Annotated in this window: 15 protein-coding genes; all 15 read right to left on the bottom strand. The window is 68.3% G+C overall.

Going from position 1 to position 15,365, the window contains the following annotated elements; all coding sequences use genetic code 11:
• The gene (gene rpsC, locus AB0K10_RS06290) at nucleotides 1-870 is read right to left on the bottom strand and encodes a 30S ribosomal protein S3 (RefSeq protein WP_007465294.1); all 870 of its coding nucleotides are present in this window, start codon (nucleotides 868-870) and stop codon (nucleotides 1-3) included.
• Nucleotides 870-1,328, bottom strand: a complete 459-nt coding sequence (gene rplV, locus AB0K10_RS06295) for a 50S ribosomal protein L22 (RefSeq protein ID WP_007465297.1) — start codon at nucleotides 1,326-1,328, stop codon at nucleotides 870-872. The genes rpsC and rplV overlap by 1 nt, the downstream gene beginning before the upstream one ends.
• A gap of 40 nt (nucleotides 1,329-1,368) precedes the next feature.
• Complete coding sequence (gene rpsS, locus AB0K10_RS06300; protein WP_007465299.1) at nucleotides 1,369-1,650, bottom strand: 30S ribosomal protein S19; 282 nt, start codon at nucleotides 1,648-1,650, stop codon at nucleotides 1,369-1,371.
• A gap of 12 nt (nucleotides 1,651-1,662) precedes the next feature.
• The gene (rplB, locus tag AB0K10_RS06305) at nucleotides 1,663-2,502 is read right to left on the bottom strand and encodes a 50S ribosomal protein L2 (RefSeq protein ID WP_007465301.1); all 840 of its coding nucleotides are present in this window, start codon (nucleotides 2,500-2,502) and stop codon (nucleotides 1,663-1,665) included.
• A 12-nt stretch (nucleotides 2,503-2,514) separates the two neighbouring features.
• Nucleotides 2,515-2,817 carry a 50S ribosomal protein L23 gene (gene rplW / locus AB0K10_RS06310; RefSeq protein WP_088998352.1) on the bottom strand — a complete coding sequence of 101 codons (303 nt, stop codon included), beginning with the start codon at nucleotides 2,815-2,817 and terminating at the stop codon, nucleotides 2,515-2,517.
• Nucleotides 2,814-3,464 (bottom strand): 50S ribosomal protein L4, encoded by a 651-nt coding sequence (gene rplD / locus AB0K10_RS06315; RefSeq protein ID WP_007465305.1) that lies wholly within the window; start codon nucleotides 3,462-3,464, stop codon nucleotides 2,814-2,816. Before rplD ends, rplW begins: the two co-directional genes overlap by 4 nt.
• Nucleotides 3,461-4,126, bottom strand: a complete 666-nt coding sequence (gene rplC / locus AB0K10_RS06320) for a 50S ribosomal protein L3 (protein ID WP_266246328.1) — start codon at nucleotides 4,124-4,126, stop codon at nucleotides 3,461-3,463. Before rplC ends, rplD begins: the two co-directional genes overlap by 4 nt.
• A gap of 11 nt (nucleotides 4,127-4,137) precedes the next feature.
• Nucleotides 4,138-4,446 carry a 30S ribosomal protein S10 gene (rpsJ, locus tag AB0K10_RS06325; RefSeq protein WP_007073037.1) on the bottom strand — a complete coding sequence of 103 codons (309 nt, stop codon included), beginning with the start codon at nucleotides 4,444-4,446 and terminating at the stop codon, nucleotides 4,138-4,140.
• A gap of 350 nt (nucleotides 4,447-4,796) precedes the next feature.
• Nucleotides 4,797-5,990 (bottom strand): elongation factor Tu, encoded by a 1,194-nt coding sequence (gene tuf, locus AB0K10_RS06330; protein WP_363680459.1) that lies wholly within the window; start codon nucleotides 5,988-5,990, stop codon nucleotides 4,797-4,799.
• Between the two features lie 212 nt (nucleotides 5,991-6,202).
• Entirely contained in the window at nucleotides 6,203-8,299 is a 2,097-nt protein-coding gene (fusA, locus tag AB0K10_RS06335) for an elongation factor G (protein WP_363680461.1), read from the bottom strand.
• Nucleotides 8,300-8,375: 76 nt separating this feature from the next.
• Nucleotides 8,376-8,846, bottom strand: a complete 471-nt coding sequence (rpsG, locus tag AB0K10_RS06340; RefSeq protein WP_007465317.1) for a 30S ribosomal protein S7 — start codon at nucleotides 8,844-8,846, stop codon at nucleotides 8,376-8,378.
• Nucleotide 8,847: 1 nt separating this feature from the next.
• Nucleotides 8,848-9,222, bottom strand: coding sequence for a 30S ribosomal protein S12 (gene rpsL / locus AB0K10_RS06345; protein ID WP_007465318.1), 375 nt, complete (start codon nucleotides 9,220-9,222; stop codon nucleotides 8,848-8,850).
• Nucleotides 9,223-9,724: 502 nt separating this feature from the next.
• Nucleotides 9,725-10,105: a hypothetical protein gene (locus AB0K10_RS06350; protein ID WP_363680541.1), complete on the bottom strand. Its 381-nt coding sequence runs from the start codon at nucleotides 10,103-10,105 to the stop codon at nucleotides 9,725-9,727.
• A 768-nt stretch (nucleotides 10,106-10,873) separates the two neighbouring features.
• Nucleotides 10,874-11,242 (bottom strand): hypothetical protein, encoded by a 369-nt coding sequence (locus AB0K10_RS06355; RefSeq protein WP_363680463.1) that lies wholly within the window; start codon nucleotides 11,240-11,242, stop codon nucleotides 10,874-10,876.
• Between the two features lie 92 nt (nucleotides 11,243-11,334).
• Nucleotides 11,335-15,222, bottom strand: coding sequence for a DNA-directed RNA polymerase subunit beta' (locus tag AB0K10_RS06360; protein WP_363680465.1), 3,888 nt, complete (start codon nucleotides 15,220-15,222; stop codon nucleotides 11,335-11,337).
• Nucleotides 15,223-15,365: the final 143 nt, after the last annotated feature.

Genomic DNA, 15,365 nt, shown 5'->3' on the forward strand with positions numbered 1-15,365 from the left:
TCAGCCCTCCTGCTGCGTTTCTGCCGGAGCAGCCGCGGCCGCGACAGCAGCGCTGTCGACCGGCTCGCCACTCGGCGTCTCGGCCTGCTGCGCGATGGTGGTCGCAGCAGCCCGACCGGCCTCGGTGCCACCAGCGGTCGTGCCGGACGAACCGGACCGGCCACGGCGCGGACGCTCGGGACGGTCGCCGCGCTCACCACGACGCGGGCGCGACGGACCGGCCTCGGCCGGAGCCTCCCGGCCCGGAACCGCGTCACCCTTGTAGATCCAGACCTTCACGCCGATCCGGCCGAAGGTCGTACGGGCCTCGAAGAAGCCGTACTCGATGTTGGCCCGCAGCGTGTGCAGCGGAACCCGGCCCTCGCGGTAGAACTCGGTCCGGCTCATCTCGGCGCCGCCGAGGCGGCCCGAGACCTGAACCCGGATGCCCTTGCAGACCGGGTTCTTCATGGCCGACTGCATGGCCTTGCGCATCGCCCGACGGAAGCTGACCCGGCTGGACAGCTGCTCGGCCACGCCCTGCGCGACGAGCTGAGCGTCCGACTCGGGGTTCTTCACCTCGATGATGTTCAGCTGGACCTGCTTGCCGGTGAGCTTCTCGAGCTCGCCGCGGATCCGGTCGGCCTCCGCACCCTTACGGCCGATGACGATGCCCGGCCGGGCGGTGTGGATGTCGACGCGGACGCGGTCGCGGGTGCGCTCGATGTCGACCTTGGAAATCCCGGCACGCTCGAGGCCCTTGGACATCATGCGGCGGATCTTGACATCCTCGCCGATGTAGTCCTTGTAGAGCTTGTCTGCGAACCAGCGGGACTTCCAGTCGGTCGAGATGCCGAGCCGGAACCCAGTGGGGTGAACCTTCTGACCCATTACTCGGCGTCCTCCGTCTTGCTCTGCGCTTCGGCCGGTGCGGCCTCCGTGGCCGGGGCGGCCTTCTTCGCCGCGGCCTTCCTCGGCGCTGCCGGCGCGACCGCCTCGACTGCCACGGTGATGTGGCAGGTGCGCTTGCGGATCCGGTACGCCCGGCCCTGCGCCCGCGGCTGGAACCGCTTCATCGTCGGGCCCTCGTCCACGAACGCCTCGCTGACGAGCAGCGCGTCAGGGTCCAGCCGCTCGTTGTTCTCCGCGTTGGCGATCGCGCTAGCGAGCACCTTGTACACCTGCTCGCTCGCAGCCTGCGGCGCGAACTGCAGCACCGTGAGAGCCTCCTTCGCGGGCAGGCCGCGGACGAGGTTGACCACCCGGCGCGCCTTCATCGGCGAGATGCGCACGTGCCGCGCAACCGCCCGCGCGCCCGGAAGCACCGGAGCGTCGCCCTTTCCTGGCATCGCTGTAACCCCTTGTTCCCTCTATCCGTATGCCCGCGGCTCAGCGCCGACGGCTCTTCCGGTCGTCCTTCTCGTGACCCTTGAACGTGCGGGTCAGCGCGAACTCGCCGAGCTTGTGCCCGACCATCGCCTCGGTCACGAACACCGGGACGTGCTTGCGTCCGTCATGCACGGCGATCGTGTGCCCGAGCATCTCCGGGATGATCGTCGAGCGCCGCGACCAGGTCTTGATCACGTTCTTCGAGCCCTTGTCGTTCTGCACTTCCACCTTCTTGAGCAGGTGGTCGTCTACGAACGGGCCCTTCTTGAGGCTGCGAGGCATGTCTTATCTCCCTCAGCCGCGCTTACGCGTGGCGTAGCGGCGGCGGACGATCAGCTTGTCGCTCGGCTGGCCCTTACGGCGGGTGCGGCCCTCGGGCTTACCCTGCGGGTTGACCGGGTGGCGACCACCGGAGGTCTTACCCTCACCACCACCGTGCGGGTGGTCGACCGGGTTCATGGCGACACCACGGACGGTCGGGCGCTTGCCCTTCCACCGCATACGGCCGGCCTTACCCCAGTTGATGTTCGACTGGTCGGCGTTGCCGATCTCGCCGACGCTCGCGCGGCAGCGCACGTCCACACGCCGGATCTCGCCGGACGGCATACGCAGGGTCGCGTACGCGCCCTCGCGGCCGAGCAGCTGGATGCCGACGCCTGCGGAACGGGCCAGCTTGGCCCCACCGCCCGGACGCAGCTCCACGTTGTGGATCGTGGTACCGACCGGGATGTTGCGCAGCGGCAGGTTGTTACCCGGCTTGATGTCGGCGCCCGGACCGGACTCGACGCGGTCGCCCTGCTTCATGTCCTTCGGCGCGATGATGTACCGCTTCTCGCCGTCGGCGTAGTGCAGCAGCGCGATGCGCGCCGTGCGGTTCGGGTCGTACTCGATGTGAGCGACCTTCGCCGGGACGCCGTCCTTGTCGACCCGCTTGAAGTCGATCAGACGGTACTGGCGCTTGTGACCGCCGCCGTGGTGCCGCGTGGTGATCCGGCCGTGGGCGTTACGCCCGCCCTTCTTCGGCAACGGAGCCAGCAGCGACTTCTCCGGCGTGGACCGGGTGATCTCGGCGAAGTCAGCGACGCTGGAGCCACGTCGGCCCGGCGTCGTCGGCTTGTACTTACGGATAGCCATTGTCTACACCCCTCAGCTGACCGGGCCGCCGAAGGCCTCGATACGGTCACCGTCAGCCAGCTTCACGATCGCCCGCTTGGTCGCCTTGCGCTGACCGAAGCCGGTCTTGGTGCGCTTGCGCTTACCCTGGCGGTTGAGCGTGTTGACCGTCAGGACGCGGACGTCGAAGATCTGCTGGATAGCGATCTTGATCTCGGTCTTGTTCGCGTCCGGGTGCACCAGGAAGGTGTACCAGTTCCGGTTCAGCTCGCTGTAGCTCTTCTCCGAGACGACCGGCGCCACGATGATGTCGCGCGGGTCGGCGATGGTGCTCACTTGCCACCCTCCTCGGTGGTCTCGGCGGGCACGCCCAGGAACTCGTCCAGGGCGTCCTTGGTGAAGACCACGTCGTCGGCCACCAGCACGTCGTACGTGTTCAGCTGGCCGGACTCGATCAGGTGCACCCGCGGCTCGTTGCGCAGTGACACCCAGTTCAGTTCGTCGGTGCTGCTCAGCACGACCAGGACCCGACGGGCCTCGGTGAGCTTGGTCAGCGTGGCCAGGGCCGCCTTGGTCGACGGCTTCTCGCCCGAGACGAATGCCTCGACGACGTGCACCTGCCCGGCGCGGGCCCGGTCCGAGAGGGCACCGCGGAGCGCGGCGGCCTTCATCTTCTTCGGGGTCCGCTGGCTGTAGTCGCGCGGCACGGGACCGTGCACCACGCCACCGCCGGCGAACTGCGGCGCGCGGATCGAGCCCTGCCGGGCGCGACCGGTGCCCTTCTGCTTGTACGGCTTCTTGCCGCCACCGGCGACCTCGCCGCGGGTCTTGGCCTTGTGCGTGCCCTGTCGGGCCGCCGCGAGCTGGGCCACCACGACCTGGTGCATCAGCGCGACGTTGGCCTGCACGTCGAAGATGTCCGCCGGCAACTCGACCGAGCTGCTGGTGGTGCCCTCGACGGTGCGCACGTCAACGGTGGTCACTTGGCCGCACCGCCCTTCTTCACCTTGCTCTTGGCCGCGGTACGGACCAGAACCAACGCGCCCTTGGGGCCAGGAATGGCACCCCGGACGAGCAGCAGGTTGTTCTCGGTGTCGACCGCCTGGACGGTGAGGTTCTGCACGGTGTAGCGCACGCCACCCATGCGGCCGGCCATCCGGGTGCCCTTGAAGACACGACCCGGGGTGGCGCAGGCGCCGATGGAACCGGGCGAGCGGTGCTTGCGCTCGACACCGTGGCTGGCGCGCAGACCGTGGAAGCCGTGCCGCTTCATCGGGCCGGCGTAGCCCTTGCCCTTGGTCTTGCCGGTGACGTCGATCGTGAGGCCGGCCGGGAACTCCTCGACCGTGACTTCCTGGCCGAGCGAGTATTCCCCAGCGTCCGTGGTGCGCAGCTCGACGATGTGCCGGCGCGGCGCCACGTCCGCCTTCGCGTAGTGCCCGCTGACCGGCTTCTTGACCTTGCGCGGGTCGATGGTGCCGTACGCGAGCTGGACCGCGGAGTAACCGTCCTTCTCGGCGCTACGAACCTGGCTGATGACGCACGGGCCGGCCTCGACCACGGTCACGGGAACAACACGGTTGTTGTCCCAGACCTGGGTCATGCCGAGCTTGGCGCCCAGGATCCCCTTGACTTGCCTGTCCATTTGTCCGGTCCCTACAGCTTGATCTCGATGTCGACGCCAGCCGGCAGGTCGAGGCGCATGAGCGAGTCGACCGTCTTCGGGGTCGGGTCGATGATGTCGATCAGCCGCTTGTGCGTGCGCATCTCGAAGTGCTCGCGCGAGTCCTTGTACTTGTGCGGCGAGCGGATAACGCAGAAACGGTTGATCTCCGTGGGCAGCGGCACCGGGCCCGCGACCTGCGCCCCGGTGCGCGTCACCGTCTCGACGATCTTCCGAGCCGAGGAGTCGACGACCTCGTGGTCATAGGCCTTGAGCCGGATGCGGATCTTCTGTCCCGCCATGGTGGCTTCTGTTCCTTCTCTCGATGCCGCTGTGTTGCGGGCGCCTGTACCGGCTGGCACAGGCCCACTTCGCCGACCCCCGCGGTCGGGCGTGTCGCGCCCTCGGGCCGGGCTCCGCCCCGTGGTTCCGGAGTGGTGCTGACCGCGCGGTGGGTCAAGGCGCCGATCGCGTTACCGCGACCTGAACGCCGTGCGAGGGTGGTTGGCGACTGGGCCGCCAACCACCCTACGCTCGACTGTCTCGCCACCCGGAGGTTCAGCGAAAGCCGAACACAGGCGACGAACTGTCGTTACGCAACCTGACTAGTATGCCGCACGACCGGCGGCGGGTCTAATCGGGGTTACCTAGCTCACTTGATGATCTTGGTGACGAACCCGGCGCCGACGGTGCGGCCACCCTCGCGGATCGCGAACTTGAGGTTCTCCTCCATGGCGATGGGCTGGATCAGCTTCACCGACATGGTGGTGTTGTCGCCCGGCATGACCATCTCGGTGCCCTCGGGGAGGGTAACGACACCGGTCACGTCCGTGGTCCGGAAGTAGAACTGCGGGCGGTAGTTCTGGAAGAACGGGGTGTGCCGGCCGCCCTCCTCCTTGGAGAGGATGTAGACCGTCGCCTCGAACTCCGTGTGCGGGGTGTTCGAGCCCGGCTTCACGACGACCATGCCGCGCTCGACCTCGTCGCGCTTGGTGCCGCGCAGCAGCAGACCGACGTTCTCGCCTGCGCGGGCGTCGTCCAGGGTCTTCCGGAACATCTCGATCGCGGTGACCTTGGTCTTGAAGCTCTTCTCCTTGATACCAACGAGCTCAACATCCTCGTTCGGCAGGAGAACGCCGCGCTCCACACGACCGGTGACGACGGTGCCACGACCGGTGATCGTGAAGACGTCCTCAACCGGCATCAGGAACGGCTTGTCAACCTCGCGATCCGGCTGCGGGATCGAGGTGTCGACCGCGTTCATCAGGTCCAGCAGCTTGCCGGTCCACTCGGGGTCACCCTCGAGGGCCTTCAGCGCCGAAACCCGGACGACCGGCAGGTCGTCACCCGGGTACTCCTGCGAGGAGAGCAGCTCACGGACCTCGAGCTCGACGAGCTCCAGGAGCTCCTCGTCGTCGACCATGTCGCTCTTGTTGAGCGCCACGACGATGTACGGCACGCCAACCTGACGCGCGAGCAGCACGTGCTCACGGGTCTGCGGCATCGGGCCGTCGGTCGCCGCGACCACCAGGATCGCGCCGTCCATCTGCGCGGCACCGGTGATCATGTTCTTGATGTAGTCCGCGTGGCCGGGGCAGTCGACGTGCGCGTAGTGCCGCGCCTCGGTCTGGTACTCGACGTGCGCGATCGAGATCGTGATGCCGCGGGCCTTCTCCTCCGGCGCCTTGTCGATCTCGTCGAACGGCGTGTAAGGGTTCAGGTCCGGGAACTGGTCGTGCAGGACCTTGGTGATGGCCGCCGTCAGCGTCGTCTTACCGTGGTCGATGTGACCAATGGTGCCGATGTTGACGTGCGGCTTAGTCCGCTCGAACTTAGCCTTCGCCACTGGTGTCCTCCTGTGGACTTCTTGGTTCGTACGCCCGGCGCGCCGGTCGGCGCTTAGGACTCTGTCGACAGCCTTTCCGGCCGAACGGCCGGAGAGCCTTTGTGGGTTCTGCGGCGATGAAGCCTACAGGCCCGGTCTCACGCGATCCGATCGTGGTGGCCGCGGGCGGGTGAAACCACCCACGACCGACCACGAATCACCTGCTCGGGGCGTTACTCGCCCGTTGCCTTGGCGATGATCTCCTTCGCGACGCTCTGCGGAACCTCGGCGTAGGAGTCGAACTGCATGCTGTAGCTAGCCCGGCCCTGGGTCTTCGACCGCAGGTCGCCGACGTAGCCGAACATCTCCGACAACGGCACCAGAGCCCTGACGATGCGGGCGCCGCTGCGCTCCTCCATCGCCTGGATGATGCCGCGGCGGGAGTTGAGGTCACCGATGACGTCACCCATGTTCTCCTCAGGAGTGGTGACTTCAACGGCCATCATCGGCTCGAGCAACGCCGGATCGGCCTTGCGGGCCGCGTCCTTCATCACCATGGAGCCGGCGATCTTGAATGCCATTTCCGACGAGTCGACCTCGTGGTACTGGCCGTCCAGCAGGGTCAGCTTCACGCCGACCAGCGGGAAGCCCGCCAGGATGCCGTACTGCAGCGCGTCCTGCGCACCGGCGTCCACCGAGGGGATGAACTCCCGGGGGATGCGGCCGCCGCTGACGGCGTTGGCGAACTCGTAGGTCGGCGAGTCGTTGTCCAGAGGCAGCGGCTCGACGCTCACGATGACGCGGGCGTACTGGCCGGAACCACCGGTCTGCTTCTTGTGGGTGTACTCGACCTTGTCCACCTTGCGGCGGATGGTCTCGCGGTACGCCACCTGAGGCTTGCCGACGTTCGCCTCGACGTTGAACTCGCGGCGCATCCGGTCGACCAGGATGTCCAGGTGCAGCTCACCCATGCCGGAGATGACCGTCTGACCGGTCTCCTCGTCCAACTGGACGCGGAAGGTCGGGTCCTCCTCGGCCAGGCGCTGGATGGCCGTACCCAGCTTCTCCTGGTCGGACTTGGTCTTCGGCTCGATCGCCACCGAGATGACCGGCTCCGGGAAGGTCATCGACTCCAGGATGACCGGGTTCGCCGGGTCGGAGAGCGTGTCGCCGGTGGTGGTCTGCTTGAGACCCTGGACGGCGATGATGTCGCCGGCCCGCGCCGACGGACGCTCTTCCCGCTTGTTGGCGTGCATCTGGTAGATCTTGCCGATCCGCTCCTTGCGGTCCTTGGTGGAGTTGACCACCTGGGAACCGGAATCGAGCGTGCCGGAGTAGACCCGCACGTAGGTGAGCTTGCCGAGGTGCTTGTCCGTCTGGATCTTGAAGGCCAGGCCGGAGAAGGGCTCCGAGTTCGACGGCTTCCGCAGCAGCGGAGTCTCGCCGTCGGGGGCCGTACCCTCGATCGCCGGAACGTCCAGCGGCGACGGCAGGAAGTCGACCACGGCGTCGAGCATGGGCTGGACGCCCTTGTTCTTGAACGCCGAGCCGCACAGCACCGGGTTGGCCTTGCCGGCGATGGTGGCACGCCGGATGGCGGCCTTGATCTCCTCCGGGGAGACCTCCTCGCCCTCCAGGTACTTCTCCATCACCGAGTCGTCGACGTCGGCGAGGGTCTCCATCAGCTTCTCGCGCCACTCGGCCGCGGAGTCGGCCAGCTCGGCCGGGATCTCCTCGATCGCGTAGTCGTCACCCTTCTGGGTCTCCCCACGCCAGGTGAGAGCGCGCATGCCGATCAGGTCGACGACACCGATGTGGTCACCCTCGAGACCGATCGGGATCTGGAGCACCAGCGGGGTGGCGTTCAGCCGGTCGATCATCATCTGCACGCAGCGGAAGAAGTCGGCGCCGGTCCGGTCGAGCTTGTTGACGAAGCACATCCGCGGGACGTTGTACTTGTCGGCCTGCCGCCAGACGTTCTCGGTCTGCGGCTCCACGCCGGCGACACCGTCGTAGACCGCGACCGCACCATCCAGCACACGCAGCGACCGCTCGACCTCGACCGTGAAGTCGACGTGACCGGGCGTGTCGATGATCTGGATCGTGTGGCCCTTCCACTCACACTTGGTAGCAGCGGAGGTGATGGTGATACCACGCTCCTGCTCCTGCTCCATCCAGTCCATGACGGCAGCGCCCTCGTGGACCTCACCGATCTTGTACGTGATGCCGGTGTAGAACAGGATTCGCTCGGTGGTCGTGGTCTTACCGGCATCGATGTGCGCCATGATGCCGATGTTGCGTACGTTGGCGAGCGCGTCTGCGGCGGCCACTTCAATCCCTACTTATCGTCGTCTCGACTCAACTGGTGGCGGTTCCGGCGCCCGGTGGGGCGCCGGAACCAGGGTGTTACCAGCGGTAGTGCGCGAAGGCCTTGTTGGACTCGGCCATCTTGTGCGTGTCCTCGCGCCGCTTGACGGCGGCACCGAGGCCGTTGCTCGCGTCCAGCAGCTCGTTCATCAGCCGCTCGACCATGGTCTTCTCACGCCGGGCGCGGGAGTAGGTCACCAGCCAACGCAGGCCCAGAGTGGTCGCCCGGGTGGGGCGAACCTCGACCGGAACCTGGTAGGTGGCGCCACCGACACGACGGCTGCGCACCTCGAGGGTCGGCTTGACGTTGTCCATCGCCCGCTTGAGGGTGACGACCGGGTCGGTGCCGGACTTCTCGCGGCAGCCCTCGAGGGCCGCGTACACGATCGACTCGGCGAGCTGACGCTTGCCGCGCAGCAGGATCTTGTTCACCAGCTGGGTGACCAGCGGCGAGTTGTACACCGGGTCAGCGACCAGTGGCCGCCGCGGAGCGGGTCCCTTACGCGGCATGTCAGCTCTTCTCCTTCTTCGCGCCGTAACGGCTGCGCGCCTGCTTGCGGTTGCGGACACCCTGGGTGTCCAGCGAGCCGCGGACGATCTTGTAACGCACGCCGGGGAGGTCCTTCACCCGGCCGCCGCGAACGAGCACGATCGAGTGCTCCTGCAGGTTGTGACCGACGCCCGGGATGTAGGCGGTCACCTCGATCTGGCTGCTGAGCTTCACACGAGCGACCTTGCGCAGCGCGGAGTTCGGCTTCTTGGGGGTGGTGGTGTACACGCGGGTGCACACGCCGCGCCGCTGGGGGGACCCCTTGAGCGCCGGGGTCTTGGTCTTGGTCGTCTTGGCCTGACGGCCCTTTCGGACCAGCTGCTGAATGGTGGGCACCGGGTTTCTCCGCTCCCTTCGGCCGCTTTACGCGGCCGCGCCGTCTGCTCGTTAGCCGGCCTGATGACCGGCTCTCCTACATTCCGACCAGGGCCACCTTGCGGAGGTCCCGGCACCCGCGGTCGGGCGTGTCGCCCAGCTCACGGTCCCGGTGCGGACGCTTTCGCAGGCGTACCGGGGTTTTCTGTCACCGGCACGCGGATCGCCCCGCCCCGGATCTCTGGCTTGTCGTGCCGCCGTCCGGACTCCGGAACCAGCGCACGCACGAGTTGCCCGGGCACGCCCGGGCACAAGGGGAAAGAGTACCTACCACAGCCGTCCAGGTCAAAACGGAATGGGTCGGCGATCGTCTCACACCCGCCGGCCGGATCTCGTCCCGCCTCGTCGCCCGCGATGGGCACCTACAGACACAAGTGTACCGGCTTCCCCGCCGGACCACCCGTCGCCCCCATGCTGGCACCGCGGATCCGGCGCCCCGGGACCGCCGAAGCGGTGCGCGGTGTCACGTCAGGGTGATCAGCAACGCCAGGCCCAGGCCCAACAGGCTGAGCAGCGCACCCGCCGCGCCGCAACTGATGCCGGCCACCGCCAGTCCGCGCCCGGTGAACCGGACCGCCGACGGCGCGGCCGGCCGGCCGATCTGCCGCCTGCCGAGCAGACCGGTGACGATCGCCGCCACTCCCGCCAGCACCCCCAGCACGGTGAAGGCGCCGGAGGCCCAGACGCCGCCGTCGTCCCCGAACGCCACCCCGAAGCAGATCACCAGGAGCGAGACCAGGATCGACGCGATGCCCGCCACCAGCGCCCCGGTCGCCAGGCCGGAGGTGACCGGCGCCACATCCAGGTGCACCACGCCGAACGGCGTGCCCGGGACCGCCTCCACCCGCTTCGGCGGCCGCCGCTTGTCGTCGGTGGGCGGCGGCACCGGCCGAGCGGGAGCCACACCCCACCCGGGCGACGCCGACTGACCCCAGCCCGGCGGCGCACCGGGCCCCGCCGGCTGACCCCAAGCGCCCGGCGCGGCGGGCCCCGAAACAGGCTGCCCCCAACCCGCCGGCGCACCGGGCCCGGACGGGGGCTGACCCCAACCCTGTGGAACCCCGGGCCCCGCCGGCGGCTGACCCCAACCGTGCGGAACCCCGGGCCCCTGCTGCGGCTGACCCCAGCCGGGGGCACTTCCGGGCCCCGATGGTGGCTCGCTCCAGCCAGGGGCAGCCGCGGGTCCCGACGCCGGATGACCCCAGGCGGGGGCAGGGCCCGACGGTGGCTGGCCCCAGCCGTGCGGCAGCGGCGCACCGGACCCGGGATGAGGCTGGCCGGGTCCGGGCGGAACGACCCCGCCCCACTCGGCCGTGGGCGGACCCCACCCGGGGGGCGGCGCACCCCACGCCGAAGGCGGCGTACCCGGATCGGGGGCCTCGGCGGGTGCGGTCGGCTGCCCGCCCGGATCGGGTCGCGCCCAGTCGTTCGACGCGGAGGGGGCCGGGCCCGGGGCCGGCGCGCCAGGATTCCCGGCCGGTTCGTCCGCCGGGGGCCGCGCCGGTTCCGTCACGAGGTCCTCCTGTCGACAGGGCCGCCGCCGAGCGGCGGACACCGGCCAGGCTACCGCCGAAAGCAGCGCTGTCCGCGCCGGGCGTGGCCGATGGAACGGTCAGTCCATGTTCGCCGGGTAGTCGTGGCCGAACGGCACGCCGGCCAGCCGGACCACGCCGATCACCACGGCGACGACCACGCTGACCGCGACCAGCACCAGGCCGGTCCAGGCCAACCGTTCGCCCCTGCGCAACCAGACACCGCCGGTCAGGAAACCCCCCGAGGCGTACGCCTCCCGGCGGGCCTGCCGCGCCAGGTGCAACGCGACCGTCGCCGGCACCACCCCGCCGATGAACAGCCCGGTCAGCATGCCGAGCAGCCCCAGCGCGAAGACAGCCCGCGCCTTCGTGGCACGGGCCGGGTCCGGATCCAGCGGGTGGCGAAGTCCCTGGGACGCGACGGACACCTGTCCGGGTGCGATCGTCATGCCTCCATCATGCCCAACCCGGTCGACCGCCGGGTCGGTCCGGACACGACGAGGCCCCCGGCAGGTGCCGGGGGCCTCGTCGGTGTCGGTGCTTAGCGGTACGACCCGAAGTCGAAGTCGTCCAGCGGAACAGCCTGTCCGCTGGCCGGCCCGAACCCGTAGTCGGTCTCCGGGTAGCCGGTCATCGAGTAGACCTTGGCCTTGGCCTCCTCGGTCGGCTCGACCCGGACGTTGCGGTACTTGCTGATGCCCGTACCGGCCGGGATGAGCTTACCGATGATCACGTTCTCCTTGAGGCCGACCAGCGAGTCGCTGCGCGAGTTGATCGCAGCGTCGGTCAGCACCCGGGTGGTCTCCTGGAAGGAGGCCGCGGAGAGCCAGGAGTCGGTGGCCAGCGAGGCCTTGGTGATACCCATCAGCACCGGACGGCCGGCGGCAGGCTCGCCACCCTCCGACACGAGTCGGCGGTTCTCCGACTCGAACAGCGCCCGGTCGACGAGCACACCCGGCAGGAACTCGGTCGAGCCGGAGTCGATGACCGTCACCCGCTTGAGCATCTGGCGGATGATGATCTCGATGTGCTTGTCGTGGATGAGCACACCCTGCGAGCGGTAGACCTCCTGGACCTCACTGGTCAGGTGGACCTGGACCGCCCGCGGACCCATGATCCGCAGCAGCTCGTGCGGGTCGATGGTGCCCTCGGTCAGCTTCTCGCCGACCGCGACGTGACCGCCGTCGTGGGTACGGAGCTTGACGCGCTTCGAGATCTTGTCGTAGACGATCTCTTCGCTGCCGTCGTCCGGCACCACGATGATCTTCCGCGAGCGCTCGCCGTCCTCGATCCGGATCCGACCCGGGGTGTCGGCGATGGGCGCCTTACCCTTCGGGACCCGAGCCTCGAAGATTTCCTGGACACGCGGCAGACCCTGGGTGATGTCCTCACCCGCGACACCACCGGTGTGGAAGGTACGCATCGTCAGCTGCGTACCGGGCTCACCGATGGACTGGGCGGCGATGATGCCGACGGCCTCACCGATGTCGACCGACTTGCCGGTCGGCAGTGAGCGGCCGTAGCAGGCAGCGCAGACGCCCAGCTTCGACTCGCAGGTGAGCACGCTGCGCACCCGGACCGTCTCCACCCCGGCGGCGACGATCTTGTCGACACCGATGGAGTTGATGTCCTGGCCACGCTCGGCGACCACGGTGCCGTCCGGCCCCTTGATGTCGTCGGCCAGGGTCCGGGCGTGCACGCTGGTCTCGGCGTGGGTGTGGACGACGAGCTTGCCGTCCAGCTTCTCGCCGATCTGCATCGGGATCGCGCGGTCGGTGCCGCAGTCCTCCTCGCGGATGATCACGTCCTGGGAGACGTCCACCAGACGACGGGTCAGGTAACCCGAGTCGGCGGTCCGCAGCGCGGTGTCGGCGAGACCCTTACGGGCACCGTGCGTGGAGATGAAGTACTCCAGCACGGACAGACCCTCCCGGTAGCTGGCCTTGATCGGCCGCGGGATGATCTCGCCCTTCGGGTTGGCCACCAGACCACGGATCGCCGCGATCTGCCGGAGCTGGAGCAGGTTACCGCGGGCACCCGAGTTGATCATCACCCACAGTGGGTTCTCCTGCGGCAGCGCGGTGTCCATCTCCTTGGCGACCTCGTTGGTCGCCTTGGTCCAGATCTCGATGAGCTCGCCGCGACGCTCCTCGGCGGTCATCAGACCACGCTGGTACTGCTTGTCGATCCGGTCGGCTTCCTTCTCGTACTTCGCCAGGATCTCCGCCTTGCGCGGCGGAGCGATGACGTCCTCCATGCCGATCGTCACTCCGGACCAGGTGGCCCAGTGGAAACCGGCCTCCTTGAGCCCGTCCAGGGTGGCGGCCAGCGCCACCTTGGGGAAGCGCTCGGCGAGGTCGTTGACGATCGCAGAGAGCTGACCCTTGCGGATCTCGTAGTTCACGAAGCGGTAGCCCTGCGGCAGCGTCTCGTTGAACAGCACCCGGCCCAGGGTGGTCTCCACAGTCAGCGGGTCACCCTCGACCCAGCCCTCCGGGGCGGTCCACGCCTCGGCGCCGGCGCCGTTGTCGACACCGACCACGCCGCGCAGCCGGATCCGCACCGGCGCCTGCAGGCCCAGCTCACCGTTGTCGAAGGCCATCTGCGCCTCGGCGTCCGAGCTGAACGCCCGGCCCTCGCCCTTCTCACCGGGGGTGAGGTGGGTGAGGTAGTACAGACCGATGACCATGTCCTGCGTGGGCATGGTGACCGGCTTGCCGTCGGCCGGCTTGAGGATGTTGTTCGACGACAGCATCAGGATCCGCGCCTCGGCCTGGGCCTCGGCGGACAGCGGCACGTGCACCGCCATCTGGTCACCGTCGAAGTCGGCGTTGAACGCGGTGCAGACCAGCGGGTGGATCTGGATCGCCTTGCCCTCGACCAGCTGCGGCTCGAAGGCCTGGATGCCCAGACGGTGCAGGGTCGGCGCCCGGTTGAGCAGCACCGGGTGCTCGCCGATGACCTCTTCCAGCACGTCCCACACGACCGGGCGCTGACGCTCGACCATCCGCTTGGCGGACTTGATGTTCTGCGCGTGGTTGAGGTCCACCAGCCGCTTCATCACGAACGGCTTGAACAGCTCCAGCGCCATCTGCTTGGGCAGACCACACTGGTGCAGCTTGAGCTTCGGGCCGACCACGATGACCGAACGGCCGGAGTAGTCGACGCGCTTGCCCAGCAGGTTCTGGCGGAACCGACCCTGCTTGCCCTTGAGCATGTCGGAAAGCGACTTGAGCGGGCGGTTACCCGGACCGGTGACCGGCCGGCCGCGACGGCCGTTGTCGAACAGCGCGTCGACGGCCTCCTGGAGCATCCGCTTCTCGTTGTTGACGATGATCTCGGGAGCACCGAGGTCGATCAGCCGCTTGAGGCGGTTGTTCCGGTTGATCACGCGGCGGTACAGGTCGTTCAGGTCCGAGGTCGCGAAGCGGCCACCGTCGAGCTGCACCATCGGGCGCAGGTCCGGCGGGATGACCGGGACGCAGTCCAGCACCATGCCGAGAGGCGAGTTGCGGGTGTTCAGGAACGCCGCCACGACCTTGAGCCGCTTGAGCGCCCGGATCTTCCGCTGACCCTTGCCGGACCGGATGGTCTCCCGCAGGCTCTCGGCCTCGGCGTCGAGGTCCATGTTCTGGACCAGCGCCTTGATCGCCTCCGCGCCCATGGAACCGGTGAAGTACTCACCGAACCGGTCGCGCAGCTCGCGGTAGAGCAGCTCGTCGGTGACCAGCTGCTTCGGCTCCAGCTTGCGGAAGGTGTCCAGCACCTCGTCCAGGCGGTCGATCTCGCGCTGGGCCCGGTCGCGGATCTGGCGCATCTCGCGCTCTCCGCCCTCCTTGACCTTGCGCCGGACGTCCGCCTTGGCACCCTCGGCCTCCAGCTCGGCCAGGTCGGCCTCGAGCTTGGCGGCCCGCTTCTCGATCTCCGAGTCGCGGCTGTTCTCGGACTGCCGCTTCTCGGCCAGGATCTCGTTCTCGATCGTCGAGAGGTCACGGTGACGCGACTCGGCGTCCACGCTCGTCACGACGTACGAGGCGAAGTAGATGATCTTTTCGAGGTCCTTGGGGGCGAGGTCCAGCAGGTAACCCAGCCGGCTCGGAACGCCCTTGAAGTACCAGATGTGGGTCACCGGAGCGGCGAGCTCGATGTGCCCCATCCGCTCACGACGGACCTTGGAGCGAGTCACCTCGACGCCGCAGCGCTCACAGATGATGCCCTTGAACCGGACGCGCTTGTACTTACCGCAGTAGCACTCCCAGTCCCGCTGCGGACCGAAGATCTTCTCGCAGAAGAGTCCGTCCTTCTCCGGCTTCAGGGTGCGGTAGTTGATCGTCTCAGGCTTCTTGACCTCGCCGTGCGACCACTGACGGATGTCGTCGGCGGTGGCGAGACCAATGCGCAGCTCGTCGAAGAAGTTGACGTCGAGCACTCTGTCCCCTATGTCGTCGTCTGTACTGCTAATTCTCGGGTGGGGTCGGGGGCCGGCGGACCTCGATGTCGCGCTCTCCGCGGTCATCCTCGCCCAGGTGGCAGTCGGGGAGAACCATCACCTGGCGTCGCCGGCCGCAACGC

This window comes from Micromonospora sp. NPDC049274, assembly GCF_040678875.1.
Taxonomy (GTDB): domain Bacteria; phylum Actinomycetota; class Actinomycetes; order Mycobacteriales; family Micromonosporaceae; genus Micromonospora.